A 20,345-nucleotide genomic window follows, 5' to 3' on the forward strand; every position below is an offset into this window, starting at 1 on the left:
ATCTTTATAAAAAGATACCTTCTAATCACAGAGGGATTATTTCAGAAGTTAAACGATAGTGGAATTATAGCGAAACTTTTCTTAAAAAGAAAGACAAAGTATTTTATCGCGGTATTCCACCCATGCCACCAGCTCCACCCATCTGTCCCATCATAGACTGCAATTGCTTCATTCCATTTTTTCCAGAGAATTTTTTTGCCATTTTACCTGCATTTTTAAACTGTTTTATCATTCGATTTATCTCAACGTCACTAAGACCACAACCTGCAGCAATCCTTTTTTTTCTAGAATTATTCAGTAGGTCTGGGTCTTCTCTCTCTTTTGGCGTCATTGACGAGACCATAGCTTTGATACCTTTTAGCTCACCTGAGTTTTCAAAGTCAAAGTCTTTAATAGCTTTACTCATATTTCCCATACCTGGGATCATACTCATCATTGAGCTCATTGAACCCATCTTTTTCATAGACTCCATCTGCTCTAAAAAGTCATTAAAGTTAAATTTACCTTTTTGAATCTTCTTGGTGAGAAGTTTTGCTTTTTTCTCATCTATTACATTCGCTGTTTTTTCAGCAAGTCCTTCAATATCTCCAAAACCCATAAGACGATTTACTATTCGCTCCGGTAAAAAAACTTCCAGGTCTTCCATTTTTTCACCACTACCGATAAAACGAAGTGGTACTTGTACTTGTGATGAAAGACCAAGCGCTACACCACCCTTTGAGTCACCATCATATTTTGAAAGGATAACGCCATCAATGCCTATCTTCTCTTTAAAGCTAGTTGCGGTTCTTATTGCATCTTGACCAGTAAGTGAATCCGCTACATAAAAGATTTCATCAGGAGAAGCTGCTTTTTTCACATTCTCGAGTTCATCCATCAACTCATCATCTATAGCTAAACGACCAGCTGTATCTATTAGAACAACGTCAAATATTTTAGAGTTTGCATATTCCATTGCTGCTTTTACAACCTCTACTGGATTCTTAGTTGCTTCATCTTCATAAAGTTCTACTTCTATCTGAGTTGTAATTTGACGAAGTTGTTCAACCGCAGCCAAACGCTGTAAATCGGCAGCAACTATTAAAACTTTCTTTTGCTTATTTTTAAGATATGTAGCCAGCTTACCAGTTGTAGTCGTTTTACCAGACCCTTGAAGACCTGTCATTAGAATAGTCGTAGGAGGATTTGGAGCAAAAGTGAAACCTTTGTTTCCACCCACTTCAAGTAGTTTATATAGAGTCTCTCGCAGAGCTTCTAAAAACTGATCTTTACCTATTCCTTTTTCTTTAGTGAGAACTTGAACGTCAGCTATAAGCTCTTTTACAACTTTATGATTTACATCTGCTTTTAAAAGGTTTTTCTTTAACTCACCAAGTGCTTTAGTTAGGGCTTTGTCATCATCATGAAAACGAATCTTTTTTATTGCACTAGTAAACGAATCTGTTAAAGTATCAAACATTAAATTACCTTTTTATTTTATATATTTTTCGAATTGTAACTAAGTTTTTCTTAATTATTCAAAATTGATAAATGCTTTTGGTTCTGGCGCTGTAAACTCCATTCCGAGCAGTCTAACTTTATAAGCATGAAGCATAACACGTTTTGCACGACGCCCACCATACTGCTCGTCACCTACTATAGAGTGATCGATATAACGCAAGTGAACACGAATCTGATGAGTACGGCCATGATGGATAATACATTTGATTTTTGTCTTATTTGCACTTACTATGTCTGGAAAAAACTCACTTCTTGCTGGTTTACCTTTTGGAGAGACGTTAGAGAATGCTTTATTATTTTTTTTCTGTGTTGTTATCGGCTTATCAACTTCCATTGGCTCACTCATGATTCCTTCAACCCAAGCAATATACTCTTTATACACATTATCTTGTTTGAACTCTTTAATCGCACGTTGGCGAAACTCTTCATTTTTCACCAGCATTAAAACGCCACTAGTTTCACGGTCAAGCCTATGAAGAAGAACCGCAGGTTTGAACTGTCTCTCTATCTCATCTGAGTTAATATATGCTGGTTTATCAACTACAACTATGTCATCATTCTCAAAAATTGGTTTTGCTTTTTCGACTTTGATAACTCTGAAGTTAGTATTTACATCTATCTCTCCACGGGCTATCATTACTTTTTTATTTCCAACATATACAAGCCCACGATCTATCATCGACTTTGCTTCACCGTTTGAAATATTCTCTTGTAGTGCTAATATCTTATATGCTTTTTCTAATGCCATTTTATGCCACCTTATTTTTAATTTCTTCTATTTTTTCAATAATAGGTTTTAAATCTATCTTTTGCTCAACTAAAGAGACAGGAAGTTCTTTAGTCTTTAAGAGAGCCTTGTGAATATAATCACTTTTTACATACTGGACATGGTGCACGTACTTAAAAAGCTCTTTTTGGTGAAAAAAGTGCTCTCCCGTAATAATTTTACAGCCAAAATATGCAGGTTCTAGGGGATTATGTCCACCAACATCATCTCTAAATGCTCCACCAAGTATCGCTATATCGCCAATAGCGTAGAGGTTGTTTAGTTCTCCCATCATATCACATAAAATTAAGTCTGTAGATAGCTTTTTATCTTGTGAAAAACGAGAAAGTGTTAAAGAGCTCCCTTTTGAGTACTTTTGCATTAGCGTATAAACTATCTCAAATCTTTCAGGATGACGAGGAACTATTACAATCTTAGCATTTGAGCTTTTTTTGTACTCGATAAAAGCTTTTATGATAGACTCTTCTTCACTTTCATGTGTACTTCCAGCTATTATTAACTCTTCATCAGGCTTGAGATACTCTTTTGATTTAGTAATCTCACCAGCTAATTTGATATTACCAACAACTTCTATGTTTCTTGCGCCAAGTGCTAAAAACCTATTTTTATCTACTTCACTTTGCGCATAAACAATCTCAACACAATTTAAAAGTTTTTTATAAAACCATGCAAATTGCAAATACTTATCTACGCTTTTGTCAGATATTCTTGCGTTTAATAAAATCACTTTAGCACCTCTAGCTTTTGCTAAAGTGAAAAGTATATACCAGAATTCAGCTTCCAGAACAACAAGAACTTTTTGTTTCGTAATCCAAAATGGTAAAAACATTTCATAAGGTAAGAATCTTAACTCTTTATCATACTTCTTTGCTTCATCAAACCCAGTCTGAGTTATAGTAGTTATTACTATATCTTCACTTTTTAAAAGCTCGATTATTGGTTTTAATGCTCTTGCTTCACCAAGTGAACATACATGAAACCATATATTTTCTTTTGATATGAAACGAGAGTTGTTAAAAAGAAAGAAACGTGAGGGAATTGACTTTTTGTATTTCGATTTAAACGATAAGTAGATGATAAGTGGTAGTGCTACTAAAAAAAGCACTACACTCAAAATGTAGTAAAGTAAAAAAAATGGCTTCAAGCCTACTCTTCGTGAGCTTTCATATATAGTATACGACCGCAGTGAGGACATGTTGTAATATCTTCGCCTTTTATAACATCTGCATAAACTTTATCACCTATAACCATGTGACAACCCATACATGCTTGATCTTCAACAACTACAACGGTAGTGTTTTTAGCCCAACGACGAATCTTTTGATAAAAAGCAAGTCCCTTTTGATTCATAGTTCCAAGAAGCTTCTCTTTAGCTACAAATACTTCTTGTCTGGCTTTATTAATATTTTCAAGTTTTGCATCAACATCAGCTTTGACACTCTCAAGTTTTGCAGTAAGTTCTTTAAGAGAAGATTCTGCTACTTCAATTTGCTCTTTTTTAGCTTCTATTATTTTCTCAAGTCTTGCAATTTCTTCATTCGCAAATGTTACTTGTTCTTTTGCTATCTCTTCTTCAAGTTGAAGTGATTTCATCTCACGTTCAGTTTTGATTTCACCGCTCTTTTTAGAGTTTTCTTCAAGTTTTTGTGAAAGTTCAGCAAGGTGAAGTTCATTTTTTGATTTTTTTAACTCTTCATCTTTAATTTCAGTAGTTAAATTCTCAATATCTGATTCAATACTTTGAGTTTTTGCAAGTGCTGCTTCATAATTATAGTTTGCTTCTTCAATTTGAGGTTCAAAAGCATCGATATCTTTATCCACTATTGATAGGTCGATGAGTTGCTGAAGGTGATTGTTCATTGGTGTCCTTTAGGGGTGTTTACTTTTTCCATTAGTACAAAAAAATACTTAAATATATGTAAATGGATTTTCTGATGACGCAATTATAACTTCTAAACCTAAATTTTTCAAATGCTTTTGCATAATTTGTGCAAAAAAGTGCTCACTTTCATAATGACCAATGTCAATTAATGATAAATTTATACTTTTTGCTTCCATAGCATCATGATATTTTACATCTCCAGTCAAAAAACAATCTGCATCTAAACTTTTCATTAATGAGCATCCCGAACCAGTTGTCAGTGCGACTTTTCTAACTCTATTGGAGGTTTTAACGCATCTAGCATGTGAGAGCCCAAATGCCTTAGATACCTTAGATGCAAAAACATCAAAATCCTCATCAATCTCCAAGTACGCGACAAACCCATCTTTTTTTGCAATTTTATAACCTAGTATCTCTGTTGCTACATACTCATTTAGATGTGTTTGATCAAAATTTGTATGCATCGCTATATTAGAAATATTTTTTTTAACCATTTTCTGAATAAGATTTGCTGGATATTTACTAAATTGTAACTGCTTTAGGCCACCAAAAATAATAGGATGATGAGTTATTAATAGTGTATTTTCTGACAAAGAGTCTATAAGTGCTTCGTCTACATCAATGCTCAAGGCAATTGTAGAAATTTCTTCTTTAAAGTCCCCAATTAATAAGCCTGAGTTATCCCAAGACTCTTGTAGTTCAAATGGAGAAAGTTCATTTAAAAACTTATAAATTTCTAAAATTTTCATATTTTCCTCACTATTGTAGTTTCGCCAACTCTTCTTTTGCCTCAGTAAAGCCTGCATCGATCTCTATTGCTTTCATATACATGCTTTTAGCCTCATCAAAGCTTTTCATATCTACAAGAAGATTGCCATAATTATAATAAGTGATTTTATCATTTTCATCAAGTGCTATAGATGCGTTTAGATGCATTCTCGCTGATGCATACTCTTTATCTTTTCTATAAAGTGAAGCAAGAGCTTGATGAATATATGGATTTTCCTTATCAAGGGCTAATGCCTCTTTATAATAATCTAATGCTTCGTCATTTCTCTCTTGAAGCGCTAGATTATAACCCATTTTAAAAATTGTATCAGCATTATTGGGTGCTTTAATATTTGCTTCACTGTAGATAGCCAGTGCTTTTTGTAAATCACCTTCACTCATCGCCTCATCAGCCTTATCAATAAGTGAACTAGAGTCAAAGGTAGAAAACGCTTCTGCCGTTCTTTGAGGCTCACCTGAAGCACTCTCATCTAGCTCTTGTGGATCTTTAAGTGTCTGTACATGTTCGTATATTTTATATGCAAAAAATGCTGAGGCTCCAAGCATAAGTAGTTGAAAAAATGTCATTTATATTCCTTGAGATTTATTATAGCAAGTTGTTGTTAAACAGTGAGATAAGTTGAAGTGGGTCAACTTGAATGCCATTTATTCTTGCAGAGAAGTGTAAATGAGGACCAGTAACTCTTCCAGTGCTTCCAGAGAGTCCTAAGACATCTCCTTTTTTTACTACTTGAGCCACTTTTACATTAAAAGCGCTCATATGGAAATAGCATGTATATATTCCCTGTCCATGATCAAGTAAAACTGTTCCTCCGGAGTAAAACCTTTTCTTTACAAGTACAACTTTACCATCGTTTGCAGCTAAAATAGGAGTAGGTGTTTTAGCCCTGAAGTCTGTCCCACTATGATAGCCTTTAAGTGATCCATTATAGACCCTAGCCTTACCGAAGTCACTAGTGATATTACTATCAATAGGAAGAATAAATTTTGATTCTAAATAATTATATGAAGATATCGTATTGTAGATTTTCATTGCTTCATGATACTCTTTAGAAATTCTTTTCTTTACTTCTTTATCTTGTGGATTAACCTTTGAGCTTTGTACATGAATCTCTTCTTTTTCATACTTGGCGTCTTTTACTTTGATGGATGTAGACAAAGACTCTTTTTTGCCATCTTTTATATATGAAATAATCAACTTTTTATCTGATGGCTTTTCATAATAACTTATTGGAATCAGAGCATAATATTTTGATTTATCTTTTGCTAACTTAGATATTTTAAATCTTTTTTTACCAAGCTGAACATTTTTATACTCTATCGTTTTATCTTGTTCAAATGTTAAGAGTGCTGTTCTTCCATTTTCAACATTAGAATCTAGTATCTTAAAATCGAGAGCTACAAGTGATGAAAAAATAGTTAATATAACGAGTAAACACCTCATCAATATTCCTTCATTGACCTTGCAATATCTCTTTTTTGATCTTTCTCTTTTAAATCATTGCGTTTGTCATGGAGTTGCTTTCCCTTTGCAATTGCAATTTGTAGTTTTGCAATGTTTCTATCGTTAAAGTAAAGTTGCAGAGGTACTATTGTATATCCGTCACGATTAACAGCTTTGAGCATCTTTTGTATCTGTTTTTTGTGAAGTAATAACTTTCTGCTCCCTCTCTCTTCATGTCCATAAAAGTGATGTGTAGTTTCTAGTCTTCCTATATGAGCGTTAAAAAGAATTGGCTCATCTTTTACAAACTTTATAAAACTATCTTTTAGGTTCACACGCTTAGCTCGCAGACCCTTAACCTCACTTCCTAAAAGAACAAGCCCTGCTTCAAACTTCTCTTCTACAAAAAAATCATGATAAGCTTTTTTATTTTTTGCTATCGTTTCACCCATTTTCTATACACTGTCCTCTAATATTTTAAAAAAACTACTGCCACTACCACTAAAGTAATAGCCACTTTTATAATAATCTTTTAGCCCTGGATACTCTTGGAGTGCAGGTTTAAAGAGATCATTTGCCTCATCTGCACTCATACTTTTTAGAGCTTCAATAGAGCTCGTATGTTTAAGTTCATCTGTTTTAAATCCATCTATAGGATTATAAAAATCCTCTCTATACACAGTGTATACACGGGGAGTACTTATCTCTACCTGTGGTGTATAAGTTTCTATGTTTAAAAGCTCTTCATTAAACTCTTCTACTACTTCACCTATTCCACTTACATTTGCACTATCATACCCATAAATAAAAAATGGAACGTCCGCACCCACTTTTAAGCCAATAGCTGCAAGCTCATTCAAACTAAGACCTAAGTCTAAAACACTATTGCACATTTTTAAAAAAGTTGCTGCATCACTACTCCCACCACCAAGACCTGCAAATGCTGGAATATTTTTACTCACCTTAATGGCATATTTTTTCATTAGATTTTCAAGTGATTGAGAGTTTGTAGCCTCTTTTAAAGCAAAATAAGCTTTATAAATTGTATTTTGCTCAGTTGCACAAGCAAAAGAGCCCACTATTTTAAACTCGCCCTCTTTCGCATCAGTCTCTTCTTTTAAAATAAATTCTAATTCATCATATAGATTTTTTACCTTCATAAAACGCGAAATAATTTCATGATAATTGTCTCTAGAACCAGTAATTTTTAGGAAAATATTTACCTTGGCATAGGCTCTATATTTTTTCATAAATTTATCTACTTGCCACTTAACAGCTTACTTAAAGTACCCAGAACTGAGCTATCAACATCTTTACTTGATGCAGCAATATTACCCTCTTTAATCTCTTGAAGTAATTCATCACGTATAATAGAAATATTTTTTGGAGCGTCAATTCCAAGTTTTACCACACCATTTTCCAATGATACGACTTTGACTATTATATTATCCCCAATAACAATTGACTCATCTTGTTTTCTTGCCAATACTAACATTCTATCCTACCTAATTCATATTTTACTTTATCTTCAACAATCGTAATAATAGAAATATAATCGCCATTATCCAACCAATACGTTCCTAATTCTTGAACTTCTAAATCTTCTAAAGCAAGAACTCTTCCATATCTGATATTTTCATAATCGCCTAGATAAAAATTCTGTTTTATATTAAGCGATTTTTTAATATCTAAAGCTTTTTCATCATCATATATAAACTGACCCTCGTTGAGTCTTTCTAACGCGCTAAGACTGGCCTCTTGCACCCCTAAACGCTGAGCAATGATTCTTCCTAATGAACGAATGTATGTGCCTTCACTAACAGTGGCCTCAAATGTCACAAAGGGGTGAGAGTAATTTACTAACTTAGTCTCGTGTATTGTTGAGTTAATTTTATTTAAAATTACTTCTTTACCTGCACGAGCTAAATCATAAGCACGTTGTCCATTTATGCGTTTAGCACTAAAAATAGGTGGTTCATACTCTAATTCACCCTCTAAGGATTTAATAGTTTCCACAACCAATGACATAGGAAGTTCATTTAAAATATCAACATTTTCAATCATCTCTGTATCTAGCGAATCACTCTTTGCGCCAAGCCAAAGGGTAGCACGATAAGACTTTGGCGTTTTATTTAAAAATCTAAAGAGTTTTGTATGAGACCCAAAACCTATTAGCAAAACACCCTTTGCAAATGGATCTAGCGTTCCCGAAAAGCCCGCTTTTTTAGTATTATACTTACGTTTTAATTTTGAAAGAAAAAAATTAGAGCCGATCCCCGATGGCTTATAGGCAACAAAAAGACGATTCATAATCTTTCTACAAATGATGCGAGGATATCGCGTTTAGTCCCCGCAAAATTTATGTTGAGTTTAAACTCACGTCCAGCTCTACTTACGCCAGCGACTCGACCAGTTCCAAAGACTTTATGTCTTACTAAATCACCTTTTTTAAATGCTGTGTTTTTTTCTACAATTAAAGAGCCATCACAAAGTCCCGCTTCATTGAAAAACCTACTTTTTTGTAGATCACTTCTTCTACCCTTATAAAATCTACTTGCGGCATGTGAAAGCGTAAGCGTCTCTTTCGCACGAGTCATCGAAACGTATCCTAAACGTCTCTCCTCTTCTAAATCACTCCCATCGCCGATAAGAGGTAAAAAGCCTTCTTCTAATCCTATAATAAACACATGTTCAAACTCAAGCCCTTTTGATGCATGTATGCTCATCATATAAATACTTTCACCTTCAACTTGGTCCTGCTCACTCTGAAGTGTCAACTCATTTAAAAACTCATCTAAAGAGCTATCTGGCGATTTTTTAATGAAGTCTCTGAATAGACCGTAAAACTCATCCATATTTAAAATTCTATCGGACTCGTCTTGTGTCCCTTTATATATATCTTTTAAATGAAATGTATCTTCAAGTAGATCAATAAACTCATAAGTCGACTCAAGTGCAGCTTTAGCAACCATGTCAATATTTTTCACAAACTCTTTAAGTGTCAGAGAGTTTTTCTTTTTAACAAGTCCCTCTAGAGTACTTATATCAGAGTTTTTTATATACTCATAAATAGATGTTTCATTTGCATGAGCTGCTAGTTCTATTTTATCAACACTTGCTTTTCCAAGTCCGCGTTTAGGCTTGTTTACTATGCGTTTCAAAGAGAAGTCATCATGGTTATTAGTAATAACCCTTATATAAGAGATAAGATCTTTAATCTCTGCACGATCGTAAAAACGCAGACCTCCTACAAGTTTATAAGCTATTCCTGCACGGTTTAAGCCCTCTTCAATAGAACGACTTAAAACATTAACGCGATAAAGCACTGCTATCTCTTTTGCTCTTACGCCTGACTCTAAAAGTTTTCCAATTTTTGTCGCGATCTTACGTGCTTCTTCATTTTCATCATTTGAGTTTAGAGTAGTTACGTCATCACCGCCTCCACGAGTTGAAAGAAGTTTTTTACCTAAACGCGAGCGGTTATGTTCTATTAACGCATTTGCAACTTTTAGTATTGGACTACGTGAACGATAGTTCTCTTCAAGTTTGTAAACATTTGCACCTAAAAAATCTTGGTCAAACTCCATAATATTTCTTATGTGTGCGCCACGCCAACCGTATATACTTTGATCATCATCGCCAACAACACAGATATTATTGTGTGATGTACATAATTTTTGAATTAGTTTGAGTTGCAATTCATTTGTATCTTGGTACTCGTCTATCATAATGTACTGATACTTTTGTGACGTAGTTTTCGCTAATTCTGGATTATCATTCAATAATTTGTAAGTTAAAGCGATAAGATCGTCAAAATCAACAAGGTTGTTTTCATTTAAGTAATTTTCATACTCTCTATAAACTTCCGCTATCTGCTTGTAATTAAAAAGTTCTGCTTGCTTGTACGCATCATCTGGCGTTAGAAGTGAATTTTTATAACGCGAGATTTCACTTGCTATTAGAGGTGTTGGAAGCTCAGAATTTATCTTTTTTATAATTCGTTTTTTATCATCTGTGTCTATTACTACAAAGTTATTTTTTCTATTAAGAAGATGTATATTGAATTTTAAAAAAAGTAATCCAAACTTATGAAAAGTACAAAGTAGTGGAGGATATGCAACATTTTCTATCATAGCTAAAGAGCGTTCTTTCATCTCTTTTGCTGCCTTATTTGTAAATGTCAAAGTAAGCGTGTTTGAAGCGGGAATACCAATAACCTCAATGAGATATGCCAAACGCGAGATTATCGTTGTAGTTTTTCCACTCCCAGCACCAGCAAGTATTAGAACTGGACCCTCTGTTTGTTTTACTGCATTTGTTTGAGACTCATTTAATCTATTAAATATTTTTTCCATTTATAACCACTATTTTGTTGAAGTTATTAATATTATAACTAAAAAAGCTAAAATTATTACAAAACTATTGTAATAAATATAATTATGAGTTATAATTTCATTATCAATATTACTTATAGGAATTATTATGTTAAAAGATTTTGCAAAATTACAAACATTTTTAATGGTCATAAAAGAGAAAAGTTTTTCGAAAGCTTCTGCAAAGTTAGGCATATCTCAACCAGCTGTTACACAACAGATAAAATTTATCGAAGACTATTTAGACACTAAAATTGTAGATAGAAAAAAGAATGGAATTATCCTTACAAAAGAGGGTGAAGATCTTTTTAGAATCGCATTAAAACTTGAAAAAGCGATACAAAGCAGTGAGAAAGAGCTTCTAAAAATCATAAATAAAGAGTTTACGTTTGTTATGGGTTCATCATTTTCAATAGGTAACTATATCCTTCCTAATTATCTAGGAGAGATTAAAAAACGTATCGATAATGAAGTATTTATGAATGTAGATCTATCGTGCAATATTATTGATCAACTAGAAGATAAGAAGATAGACGTGGCGCTAATTGAATCACCTGTATTTAAAGATGGCATAGTTTATAGAGAATGGGTTGAGGACGAACTTGTAGTTTTTTCAAATAAACCGCTTAAAAAACAGCTTAACGCTGATGATTTAATGGAATTTGACTGGATATGTAGAAATGAAGATTCACATACTCGAAAACTTACTTCTGAAGTATTTGAAGAGATGGGCGTACAGTGTAACAACTTTAACGTACTTGGAGTTCTAGCGAGTCAAACTGCTATAAAAGAGTCAATCTTACATGCAGATAAAAGTTCAGAGAGACCAGTTGTTTCCATAATGTCACGTCACGTACTTAAAACAGAGTTAGAAAATGGCACTCTTTTTGAGGCAAAACTAAAAAATCACAAGATTAATAGACACCTTTACATAGCGTATATGAAAGAAAGAAAGCATGACGCTTTTGTAGATAACGTAGTTAACTTTTTGTTATCTTTAAATAAAGTCTAAATTTACTTTTTAATAAACTTAGAATTTTCTGGGTTATTTAAAAATGACTCCATGGAGTTTTTTACTCCTGGTTCATCCCCTTCAACGACCTCTTTTTGAACTTCTTCCTTGTACACAGATAGGTTAATTAGGACTGGCGTCTCATCAATTATTATCTGCATAATACTTATAAGCGGTACAGTTACTATACTTCCATAGTTGTCTGCTCCAAATCCTGCTTCAAAAATCAGTAAGCCATCTTCAATTCGTGCGGTTTCAAATGTGTACCCAGCTAAGAAAAAAAGTGTCAAAGGGCGAAAATCACTATTTATATCCTCTGGGAGTTCTGGAGTGAAGTCTACCTCTTCAATTTTACAAAGAATACCAAAGTTTTGTTCTATTGAAAAGAAATGAATAATCACATCCTGTATGCTTTTTTTCATTATTTCTGCGAAATCTTTTTCGTATATTACATTTTCTAACAAATTATTTCCTCAATATTATCTTTTGCAATTATATCAAAATCTATCATGGCATTCATTAGCGCCACTTTAGAAAATGTTTTTAAATCTTGAACTTTTATATCTTTTTCAATGATTTTAGACTCTTCAAGTAATCTCTGCCTTACTGTCCCCTGAAGTAGTGGGCTCTTTGGCGTTAGCCATTTACTTCCATCGTAGAATGCGATATTTGCTATCGTAGTGTCTGTAATCAGAGCATTTTTAACTATTAAGATGTCATCACACTCTTCGCGTTTTTTAAAAAGCTCGTTAAGGCACTTCCTGTCCTCATATTTTATAGAATATTCTATGGTATTGTCATATACAAGTTTTAATCTCTTTATAGATCTTTTTTCATACTTTATATACTCAATATTTATTGTTTTTTCATTATAGAGGAGTCTACATTTATATACTCCACTAGAGGGAGGTTTTATGAGATCTTGAAGATTCCATATAGTAGTTGTGTTAAGTAAGTTTAAAACAGTATCTAAACGCCGTTGATGATAGAGTAGGTTCATAACCACTCCATCAACAATCTTTATTGTTTCAAGATAGTTTCTACTCACTAAATAGTTCTGTGCTTAGGTATCTCTCACCTGTATCACATAAAATAGTTACTAATGTTTTACCCTTAAATTCTGGACGCGATGCTACTTGCATAGTAGCCCAAACATTAGCACCAGCAGATATTCCAACTAATAGACCCTCTTTCTTAGCTAACATTCTTGCAGTTGCTATTGCATCTTCATTGCTCACCTTAATAACTTCGCTATATACAGAGGTATCTAAATTCTCAGGGATAAATCCAGCACCTATACCCTGTATTTTATGTGGGCCGGCTGCTTCACCAGATAAAACTGCAGATACTGATGGCTCAACTGCTATAATAGTAATATCAGCAATCTCTTCTTTTAAAACTTTTGACGTTCCAGTAAGAGTTCCTCCAGTTCCAACAGCTGCAACAAATGCATCAATTACTTTATCAGTATCACGAAGAATCTCTTTTGCTGTAGTTAGCATATGTATTTCAGGATTTGACTTATTATTAAACTGCTGTAAAACGATAGAATTATCAATTGTAGAGTTTAACTCATTTGCCTTTTCAATGGCACCTGTCATTCCTTTTGCAGCAGGAGTAAGTATAAGTTCTGCACCTAAAGCTTTTAGAAGATTACGTCTCTCAATACTCATAGACTCTGGCATAGTTAAAATTAACTTCAAGTTTTGAGCTGCACAGTTTGCAGCAAGAGCTATACCTGTATTTCCACTTGTCGGCTCTATTATTGTAGTGCCTTCTTTTATATCTCCAGATTCAATTGCTCTTCGAATCATGTTTAACCCAATTCTATCTTTTACTGAACTCGTTGGGTTCATAAATTCACATTTACCGATGATCGTAGCTCCAGTTAACTCAGATGCTGTGTTCAATCTAACTAATGGTGTGTTTCCTACTAAATCTGTTATATTATTTGCTATATTCATGATGATATTTCCTTAGTGGGCTATTCTACACTAAAATAGTTATATAGTAAATATTATTAGCCTAATTTTAGTACAATATTATCCTAAAAGAGGTAAATATGGCTATATATAACAGTGATGGAAAGAAATTAATTAATGTAGAATATGATGTTGTCCCTAAGGTAAATGACACTATAGATGGGATGAGAGTAATCTCAATTAACTCAAAAAATAATGATGAATATGTAGTTTTTTTACTCGAAAGTAATACTCGAGTGACTTGTTATATTTTTGATGAAATATTTATAATTGGGAAGTCTAGTAGTTTTGATAGTTTAAACGAAGCCGTAGAAGCATGGAATAACGACGAAATATAGATTGAGAAAGTTATAGAGAGTAAAACCGTGCCAAAGACACGGTTAAAAGATTACTTGTTACCGTTGTTATTTTTAGAAGGTTCAAGAATTGGCTCAAGTCCAACTTCTTTAGCCCATGCAGCTGTTAAATCATAAGCAGCTGATGCAGTATCAAGATTCTTTTGAATTAGTTCTTGTTTCTTCTTAAACTTTTTCTCAATAACTGAGTCAAGTGTAGCAGTACCACCAGATGCAGTATATTTCTTAAGGAATCTATCTTTAATTCCCTCTTCAATTGCAGCTTTAGAAACTGTACCAAGAGCACCAAACAGTGCACCTAACATAGCCATGTTAGTTGCAAGTTCAGTACCAGCTTGATCGATAGCAAACTGAGTAAAGTCTTTAGTAAGAACCTTAACATTTAAGTCAGATAAAACTTTCTTATCGTGTTCAGTTAAAAGCTCTACTTCAGAGTTAATGATAACTAAACCATTCTCTTTAATACCAGCGTAAAAAGGCATAGTGTATGATTTACCCATAGTAATAACTTGTGGGTGGAAAATCATAACAATATCAGGATAAATTACTTCCCCTCTATCGTAAATAGGCACTGTACCTATTCTTGCATAAGACTCTGATGGAGCCATACGTTTTTCAGCACCAAAGAATGGATTTGAAACAGCATAGTAACCATCAGTATCAGCAGCAGTTGCAGCAATGTGAGCTGCAGTAACTGCACCTTGACCACCAAGACCCGGAAGTCTTACTTTAATTGAATCTTTTGCCATTATAAACGTCCTTCTTCTTTACATTTTGCTAAAAACTCTTCAGCTTCTGGTGAAATATATTTGTAAGACTCAAATCTATCTTTGTCTTGCTCTTTCATTTCTCCAAGTCCTTCATTAGCACTTAGTCCAATTTCAAGAATACATGGTGTATAGATGTTAAGGAAAGTTGGTCCGATTTCTCTTGCAACTAATATCGCTTCTCTAACTGCTTTAGCAACTGCTTTAGGAGCAGAAGCTGTCATGTTTATAGAATAGTGACATCCTGATGTAGTAGCTAGCTTCCACATTGGCACTTTATCGAACTTTTTACCAGTTGGAGCCATTTTAAATACTTGACCTTTTGGTGTAGCACCTGATTCTTGTCCACCAGTATTTGCGTAAACTTCATTATCGAAACAGATTGTTGTAATGTTTTCTTGTCTAAAGAAAGATTGAAGTGTATAGTCAAGACCGATATCAACAGTAGCACCGTCTCCCGCTAAAACAACAACATCTTTTTCAGTATCTGGAAATCTCCAGTCAAGAACTCTTTTGATACCAGTTGCAACAGCATTTTGGTTACCAAATAGTGAGTGCACAGTATGTAGTGCAATATGTGGGAACATTAATGAAGTACAACCAGTTGAGTTAACAATGATAGTCTCTTCAGGTTTAGGAAGTGCAGAAAGTACATATCTCAATGCAGCAGCTTCTGGACAACCAGCACATAAAGAGTGCTCTTCTAATAACTCTTTTGATTGTGGAAGTTCTTTAATACCACGAGGCTTGTCTTGATTTTGAGCCCATGTAGCTTTTTCCTCAAGATCAATAATCTCTTGAGGCATAATGTCTCTAAATTCTGGATTGATTTTATAGATATCTATTGCCATACTATGCTCCTTTACCTGGATTGATTTTTTCCATAACTTCTTTAATAATTGCTTCAGCAGGCATACTCATACCACCAGCAACTCTAGGTCCGCCAACGATGTCCGCTTCAGTTTTTTTGTAAAGTGCTTTTTTCACTTCTTTTTCTAACCAACCAACAACATTAAACTCAGGTACAAATATATGTTTTACACCTTCTAGTGCTGTAATAAGTTCTTCTTCTGGGAATGGTCTAATAGTTCTTAACTTAATAACTTTAGATTTGATTCCAAGTTTCATTAGTTCTCTTTCAGCCTCTTTAGCTTGATGAGAAGCAGTACCACAAGTAACAAATGCGATTTCAGCGTCTTCACTACCTGTTGTATGAACTAGACCATCTAGGAAGTGCTCAGCATATGGACGTGAACGTTCAACTGCAGATCTAATTTCAAACTGCCAAGAAGCATGTGTTGCATAAGAGATATAGTTAGACTTCATTACGAATGGATCTCTTAAGAAACGTCCCGGAGGTGTTTCTGAATCAATCGGAGGTAATGGAGACTTATATGGCTCATATGGGAAGAGTGCGATATCATCAGCAGGAAGCATTACTGCCTCTCTAGTGTGAGATACAAAGAATCCATCAACTACAGTAATAATAGGCACATGAACATCAGGCTTTTCAGCTACAACGAATGCTGCAATTGACATGTCAAAAAGTTCTTGAACATTTTCAGCATACCAAATCTGGCATCCAGTCTCTAGCATATAAGAAACTTCCAAGTTATCTGGTTGAATAGTAAGTGGTGAGTTAATACCACGAGCCATTAGAATCAGTTGACATGGAATTCTAGTTCCTGACCACTGAGCAAAGTTTTCCATTGCTCTTAGTGTACCTGGACCTGAAGTAGTTGTAATTGTTCTAGCACCTGCCATTGCACAACCTGCAACTTCAGACATAACACCAAACTCATTCTCTCCACGGAAGTATGTACCTACATAACCCTCTGCCCATAGTTCACCGATAAGGTGAGCTGCTTCAGATTGTGGTGTAATTGGGTACGATACTGATGCATCAACTGTACATCTTTTTACCGCTTCTTTTAAAACTTCAGAACCTGTCATGAAGTGTTTTTCTCTTGGTGCTTCAAATAATAATTCGTCCGCTGTAACTAGTCTTTGTCCAGACCAGTTATGCGTATCTGTCATATCAGTAATTTTACTCATATTATAATCCTAGTTCTTTTTTTACTTCTCTAGCTATTTTATTGAATTTTTCAAGTTCTGATGAATGCTGGTCTCTTAATGTAGCCATAGCATCTTCGTGTCCTGATAAACCACAAATAGCAACTGTATAACAATCTGTCTCTGATCTAACCATTTTTAATGCAACATTTGCATAGTGACAGTGAACACCGATAAATATCGCTGCTTTAATATTGTTATGCCAAATTGTTAAGTTTGGGTGATTTGGATTGATCTCAACTTCTGCATCAATTTTTGGATACTTTGGTCTGTAATCATACATTGGAATCATGTTAGCGTTAAGAATTTCTGACATCTCTTTTATAAGAGTAGCTTTCTTTTTAGCTTCTTCGTTAAATCCGTATAGTACTTGTGGACCAGGGAAAATTGTTGCATTCTCTTTAGTCAACATAACTTTTGCAATTTCTCTCATTGCAATTTCTTCATCTACTATCTCTTCTAGTAAAAGTGCTTTTCCTTCTGGTGGTGTAATTACACCTTCATACGTAGCCGCAGGATACGGTGAATAATACGCGGGACCTTGGTTTGCCATAAGTTCTCCTATGATTTTTTTTAACTGTATTTTGAATTAAGTCTAAATTCTATACTTGTTTTTTTTAGTTTGAGCCATTTTTATCGAGATTTACTCTCGACAATAGAATGGGAGCTTAAACTTCTTTTGCTTCAGCCATTTCCATCGAAATACAATCTCGATTAAGTAGGTCAGAACATACGTACACACACAGTGCACACCCTTTACATCTATCTTCATCGACCCAAGATGTATTTCCAACTTTATCGAACATTAGCGTATTAGCTTCTGGACAATATAGTGTACACATATTACATTTATGCTCAGCACACTTGTCTGAATCAACTTTTGCTACATAATACATTTATTTACTCCTCATAATAACTTAAACATTGTTATTAAACCTGACAATAATATTTAACTGTCAAGTCCAATAATTCGCGATGTAGCCTCAAAAAAACTATAAATAAATCTATTAGTCAGCTACATTTTATGTTTTATAAAAAGAATTCTACTCAAAAAACCTTTTAGTGTTCTTTAAATTTAAAAAAAGAGAGAGGGATTGGAAATTTGTGTGTAGTTATTTTTTCTTGCGCACTTTAGAAACTCTACTTTTATTTTCTTTATATTTATAACTTTTTAACTTTTCAATAATTTGAAAAGAGAGTTCATGTATTTCACTTATTTTACACTCTTCTTCTTTATAGAAGTGTTCTCTATTCTTTTCAAACTTTCCCATCAGCTCTAAAAAATCAATCTTATCTAAAAAAGGGTATTTATGTGTTGATTTTTCCTCTCCAAGTACCCACTCGGATAATACACATACAACTAAAAACTCTGGCAGGTAAGCAGGTTTATTTTTATAGTGATTTCTTACTTTTTGAGCCATAATATCATAATAGGCAATTAAAGGTTCCTCTTTTTTAGTTAAGTGCTTAAGTTCTGGATATATTTTTGTTGCTTGTGATATATTAATTAAGTAATCTACATTCACAACACATTCTTGTAAATCTTCAAGTAGCTTTTGTAGTGTTTTGTAAACATATGCTATCTCTTCGTTTTCTTTAAATAGTGGCTCCATAGCCACTTCATCTACTTGTGCAAAATATCTTTCAAGAGCTGTTCTAGAAAAAACAAGTAGTGCTTCACTTTTTACATCACGAAGGATAGAAGACTTGATTCTATTTTTACAATTTTCATTAATAAAGTTATGTGTTGGAATTACACTCATATTAACTCCTAGTTGTGAGTTTATTCTCTTTTATCTTTTTAATCATACTTGATATGAATGAAATTTTTTCATTTTCTGCTTGTAAAGATGACTTTGCATTAAAATTAAAAGTATCCATTTTTTCACCTAAAAAGCCTGTATTAAACTTTCCAGCTTTAAAGTCGGCATCTCTTACTATCTCTCTATGCAGTGATATGTTTGTTTTAACTCCATCTATATTGTATTCATCAAGTGCACGCTTTGCTTTTTTCACCGCACCTTCCCAATCTAGTGCAGATACAATAAGTTTACCCATCATAGAATCATAATTTGTAGGTAGTTCATACCCTTCATATAAAGAAGAGTCTATTCTAACCCCTGGTCCACCTGGCGTTAGATAGTTAGTAATAGTTCCACCTGAAGGCATAAAGTTGTTTTGTGGGTCTTCAGAGTTTATTCTAAACTCTATTGCATAACCACGGAACTTTATCTCTTCTTGTAAAAAGTGTAGCTTATCTCCGCCAGCAATTTCTATCATTCTTTGAATTAAATCAACCCCTGTAATAACTTCAGTGACAGGGTGCTCAACTTGAACTCTAGTATTCATCTCAATAAAGTATATATTGTCATCTTCATCCACTAAAAATTCAACTGTTCCAACACTTTCATATCCTAATCTAAACATAGCCTTTGTTGAAACTCTGTATATCTCTTTTCGAACAGTGTCACTTAAGAGTGGTGATGGAGCAATCTCTATTACCTTTTGATGACGTCTTTGAATCGAGCAATCTCTCTCACCTAGGTGAACTACATTACCATAGCTATCAGCAATAACTTGTACCTCTATATGTCTAGGGTTCTCAACATACTTCTCTATAAAAACTTCAGTTTTACCAAAATATTTTAGAGACTCGTTTGTTGCTTCATCAAACATTTTAGAGAATTCTTTTGCCTTTTTAACGATTCTCATTCCTCTACCACCACCACCAAACGCAGCTTTAATAATTACAGGAAAACCTATCTCGTTAGCGATTCCCTCACCCTCAGCTTTGTCAACAACCGGTGTATCCGTACCTTCTAGCACTGGAACACCAATTTTCTTCATAGCAACCTTTGATGCCATTTTGTCACCAAATAGTTCTATATGCTCAGCTTTTGGACCTATAAAAATAATGTCGTTTTCTAAACACGCAGTAGCAAACTCAGCACTCTCAGATAAAAAACCATAACCAGGGTGTATTGCATCACAACCTGCTTTTTTTGCGATTGATAAAATTGGCTCAAAATCGAGATAAGCTTGAACTGGATTACCCATTATTGGATAGCACTCATCAGCTTTTCTTACCCAAACACCATCTACATCAGCTTCTGAAAAGACAACTACACTTGTTATTTCAAGTTCTTTACAAGCTCTAATAATACGTAAAGCGATTTCACCTCTATTTGCGATTAAGACTTTTGATATTTTCTTCATGACTAAGCTCCAAAAATTTAAGATAGTATAATTTTAGTATTATTTAAAAGTTTTATCTTCACTACTTTTGCTTTATTAGTTATCTATTCTTGTTATATTTATCTTCTTATTATGCTATATTAATAGGCTATTGTTGATATTAGAATATTTATAAAAAAAGTACT

General features: G+C 33.9%; 24 protein-coding genes. 2 read left to right on the plus strand and 22 right to left on the minus strand.

Annotated features, from left to right (window positions below):
• Positions 1–103: 103 nt before the first annotated feature.
• From ffh to GJV85_RS10600, 12 genes are read right to left on the minus strand one after another with little or no spacing between them, the layout of a single operon-like run.
• Positions 104–1,459: a signal recognition particle protein gene (gene ffh, locus GJV85_RS10545; protein WP_207561342.1), complete on the minus strand. Its 1,356-nt coding sequence runs from the start codon at positions 1,457–1,459 to the stop codon at positions 104–106.
• A 54-nt stretch (positions 1,460–1,513) separates the two neighbouring features.
• Positions 1,514–2,248 (minus strand): pseudouridine synthase family protein, encoded by a 735-nt coding sequence (locus GJV85_RS10550; RefSeq protein WP_207561343.1) that lies wholly within the window; start codon positions 2,246–2,248, stop codon positions 1,514–1,516.
• Between the two features lies 1 nt (position 2,249).
• On the minus strand, positions 2,250–3,431 hold the full coding sequence (gene waaA, locus GJV85_RS10555) for a lipid IV(A) 3-deoxy-D-manno-octulosonic acid transferase (RefSeq protein WP_207561344.1): 1,182 nt from the start codon (positions 3,429–3,431) through the stop codon (positions 2,250–2,252).
• A gap of 2 nt (positions 3,432–3,433) precedes the next feature.
• Entirely contained in the window at positions 3,434–4,147 is a 714-nt protein-coding gene (locus GJV85_RS10560) for a zinc ribbon domain-containing protein (protein WP_207561345.1), read from the minus strand.
• Between the two features lie 48 nt (positions 4,148–4,195).
• Positions 4,196–4,918 (minus strand): Nif3-like dinuclear metal center hexameric protein, encoded by a 723-nt coding sequence (locus GJV85_RS10565; protein ID WP_207561346.1) that lies wholly within the window; start codon positions 4,916–4,918, stop codon positions 4,196–4,198.
• Positions 4,919–4,928: 10 nt separating this feature from the next.
• The gene (locus GJV85_RS10570; RefSeq protein WP_207561347.1) at positions 4,929–5,525 is read right to left on the minus strand and encodes a tetratricopeptide repeat protein; all 597 of its coding nucleotides are present in this window, start codon (positions 5,523–5,525) and stop codon (positions 4,929–4,931) included.
• Positions 5,526–5,544: 19 nt separating this feature from the next.
• Entirely contained in the window at positions 5,545–6,402 is an 858-nt protein-coding gene (gene pgp3, locus GJV85_RS10575) for a peptidoglycan metallopeptidase Pgp3 (RefSeq protein WP_207561348.1), read from the minus strand.
• Positions 6,402–6,854: an SsrA-binding protein SmpB gene (smpB, locus tag GJV85_RS10580; protein ID WP_207561349.1), complete on the minus strand. Its 453-nt coding sequence runs from the start codon at positions 6,852–6,854 to the stop codon at positions 6,402–6,404. The genes pgp3 and smpB overlap by 1 nt, the downstream gene beginning before the upstream one ends.
• Before the next feature lie 3 nt (positions 6,855–6,857).
• Positions 6,858–7,652, minus strand: a complete 795-nt coding sequence (locus GJV85_RS10585) for a 4-(cytidine 5'-diphospho)-2-C-methyl-D-erythritol kinase (RefSeq protein ID WP_207561350.1) — start codon at positions 7,650–7,652, stop codon at positions 6,858–6,860.
• A gap of 8 nt (positions 7,653–7,660) precedes the next feature.
• Positions 7,661–7,897, minus strand: a complete 237-nt coding sequence (gene csrA / locus GJV85_RS10590; RefSeq protein ID WP_207561351.1) for a carbon storage regulator CsrA — start codon at positions 7,895–7,897, stop codon at positions 7,661–7,663.
• Positions 7,891–8,712 carry a tRNA pseudouridine(55) synthase TruB gene (truB, locus tag GJV85_RS10595; RefSeq protein WP_207561352.1) on the minus strand — a complete coding sequence of 274 codons (822 nt, stop codon included), beginning with the start codon at positions 8,710–8,712 and terminating at the stop codon, positions 7,891–7,893. The genes csrA and truB overlap by 7 nt, the downstream gene beginning before the upstream one ends.
• Positions 8,709–10,757 (minus strand): ATP-dependent helicase, encoded by a 2,049-nt coding sequence (locus GJV85_RS10600; protein WP_207561353.1) that lies wholly within the window; start codon positions 10,755–10,757, stop codon positions 8,709–8,711. Before GJV85_RS10600 ends, truB begins: the two co-directional genes overlap by 4 nt.
• Positions 10,758–10,884: 127 nt before the next feature.
• Here GJV85_RS10600 and GJV85_RS10605 point away from each other — a divergent pair, with 127 nt between their 5' ends.
• Complete coding sequence (locus tag GJV85_RS10605; protein ID WP_207561354.1) at positions 10,885–11,787, plus strand: LysR family transcriptional regulator; 903 nt, start codon at positions 10,885–10,887, stop codon at positions 11,785–11,787.
• Between the two features lie 2 nt (positions 11,788–11,789).
• On the opposite strand, the gene GJV85_RS10610 is transcribed toward GJV85_RS10605, so the two are convergent.
• From GJV85_RS10610 to cysK, 3 genes are read right to left on the minus strand one after another with little or no spacing between them, the layout of a single operon-like run.
• Positions 11,790–12,251, minus strand: coding sequence for a hypothetical protein (locus GJV85_RS10610; RefSeq protein WP_207561355.1), 462 nt, complete (start codon positions 12,249–12,251; stop codon positions 11,790–11,792).
• Entirely contained in the window at positions 12,245–12,835 is a 591-nt protein-coding gene (locus tag GJV85_RS10615; protein ID WP_242689781.1) for an aminotransferase class IV family protein, read from the minus strand. The genes GJV85_RS10610 and GJV85_RS10615 overlap by 7 nt, the downstream gene beginning before the upstream one ends.
• Positions 12,828–13,751, minus strand: a complete 924-nt coding sequence (gene cysK, locus GJV85_RS10620; RefSeq protein ID WP_207561356.1) for a cysteine synthase A — start codon at positions 13,749–13,751, stop codon at positions 12,828–12,830. The genes GJV85_RS10615 and cysK overlap by 8 nt, the downstream gene beginning before the upstream one ends.
• 98 nt (positions 13,752–13,849) lie before the next feature.
• On the opposite strand from cysK, the gene GJV85_RS10625 reads away from it, so the two are divergent.
• Positions 13,850–14,107, plus strand: a complete 258-nt coding sequence (locus tag GJV85_RS10625; protein WP_207561357.1) for a hypothetical protein — start codon at positions 13,850–13,852, stop codon at positions 14,105–14,107.
• Positions 14,108–14,157: 50 nt separating this feature from the next.
• On the opposite strand, the gene GJV85_RS10630 is transcribed toward GJV85_RS10625, so the two are convergent.
• The 7 genes from GJV85_RS10630 to GJV85_RS10660 all read right to left on the minus strand — a co-directional run bounded on the left by GJV85_RS10630 (position 14,158) and on the right by GJV85_RS10660 (position 20,181).
• The gene (locus tag GJV85_RS10630; protein WP_207561358.1) at positions 14,158–14,874 is read right to left on the minus strand and encodes a 2-oxoacid:ferredoxin oxidoreductase subunit gamma family protein; all 717 of its coding nucleotides are present in this window, start codon (positions 14,872–14,874) and stop codon (positions 14,158–14,160) included.
• Positions 14,874–15,743 carry a thiamine pyrophosphate-dependent enzyme gene (locus tag GJV85_RS10635; protein ID WP_207561359.1) on the minus strand — a complete coding sequence of 290 codons (870 nt, stop codon included), beginning with the start codon at positions 15,741–15,743 and terminating at the stop codon, positions 14,874–14,876. The genes GJV85_RS10630 and GJV85_RS10635 overlap by 1 nt, the downstream gene beginning before the upstream one ends.
• Before the next feature lies 1 nt (position 15,744).
• On the minus strand, positions 15,745–16,947 hold the full coding sequence (locus GJV85_RS10640; RefSeq protein ID WP_207561360.1) for a transketolase C-terminal domain-containing protein: 1,203 nt from the start codon (positions 16,945–16,947) through the stop codon (positions 15,745–15,747).
• A gap of 1 nt (position 16,948) precedes the next feature.
• A complete protein-coding gene (locus tag GJV85_RS10645) occupies positions 16,949–17,518 on the minus strand; it encodes a carbon monoxide dehydrogenase beta subunit family protein (RefSeq protein ID WP_207561361.1) in 570 nt (189 codons plus the stop codon).
• A 115-nt stretch (positions 17,519–17,633) separates the two neighbouring features.
• Positions 17,634–17,861, minus strand: a complete 228-nt coding sequence (locus GJV85_RS10650; RefSeq protein ID WP_207561362.1) for a 4Fe-4S dicluster domain-containing protein — start codon at positions 17,859–17,861, stop codon at positions 17,634–17,636.
• A gap of 216 nt (positions 17,862–18,077) precedes the next feature.
• On the minus strand, positions 18,078–18,728 hold the full coding sequence (locus tag GJV85_RS10655; protein WP_242689782.1) for a hypothetical protein: 651 nt from the start codon (positions 18,726–18,728) through the stop codon (positions 18,078–18,080).
• Between the two features lies 1 nt (position 18,729).
• Complete coding sequence (locus GJV85_RS10660) at positions 18,730–20,181, minus strand: acetyl-CoA carboxylase biotin carboxylase subunit (RefSeq protein ID WP_207561363.1); 1,452 nt, start codon at positions 20,179–20,181, stop codon at positions 18,730–18,732.
• Positions 20,182–20,345 lie beyond the last annotated feature (164 nt).

Source organism: Sulfurimonas aquatica (assembly GCF_017357825.1).
Taxonomy (GTDB): Bacteria; Campylobacterota; Campylobacteria; order Campylobacterales; family Sulfurimonadaceae; genus Sulfurimonas; species Sulfurimonas aquatica.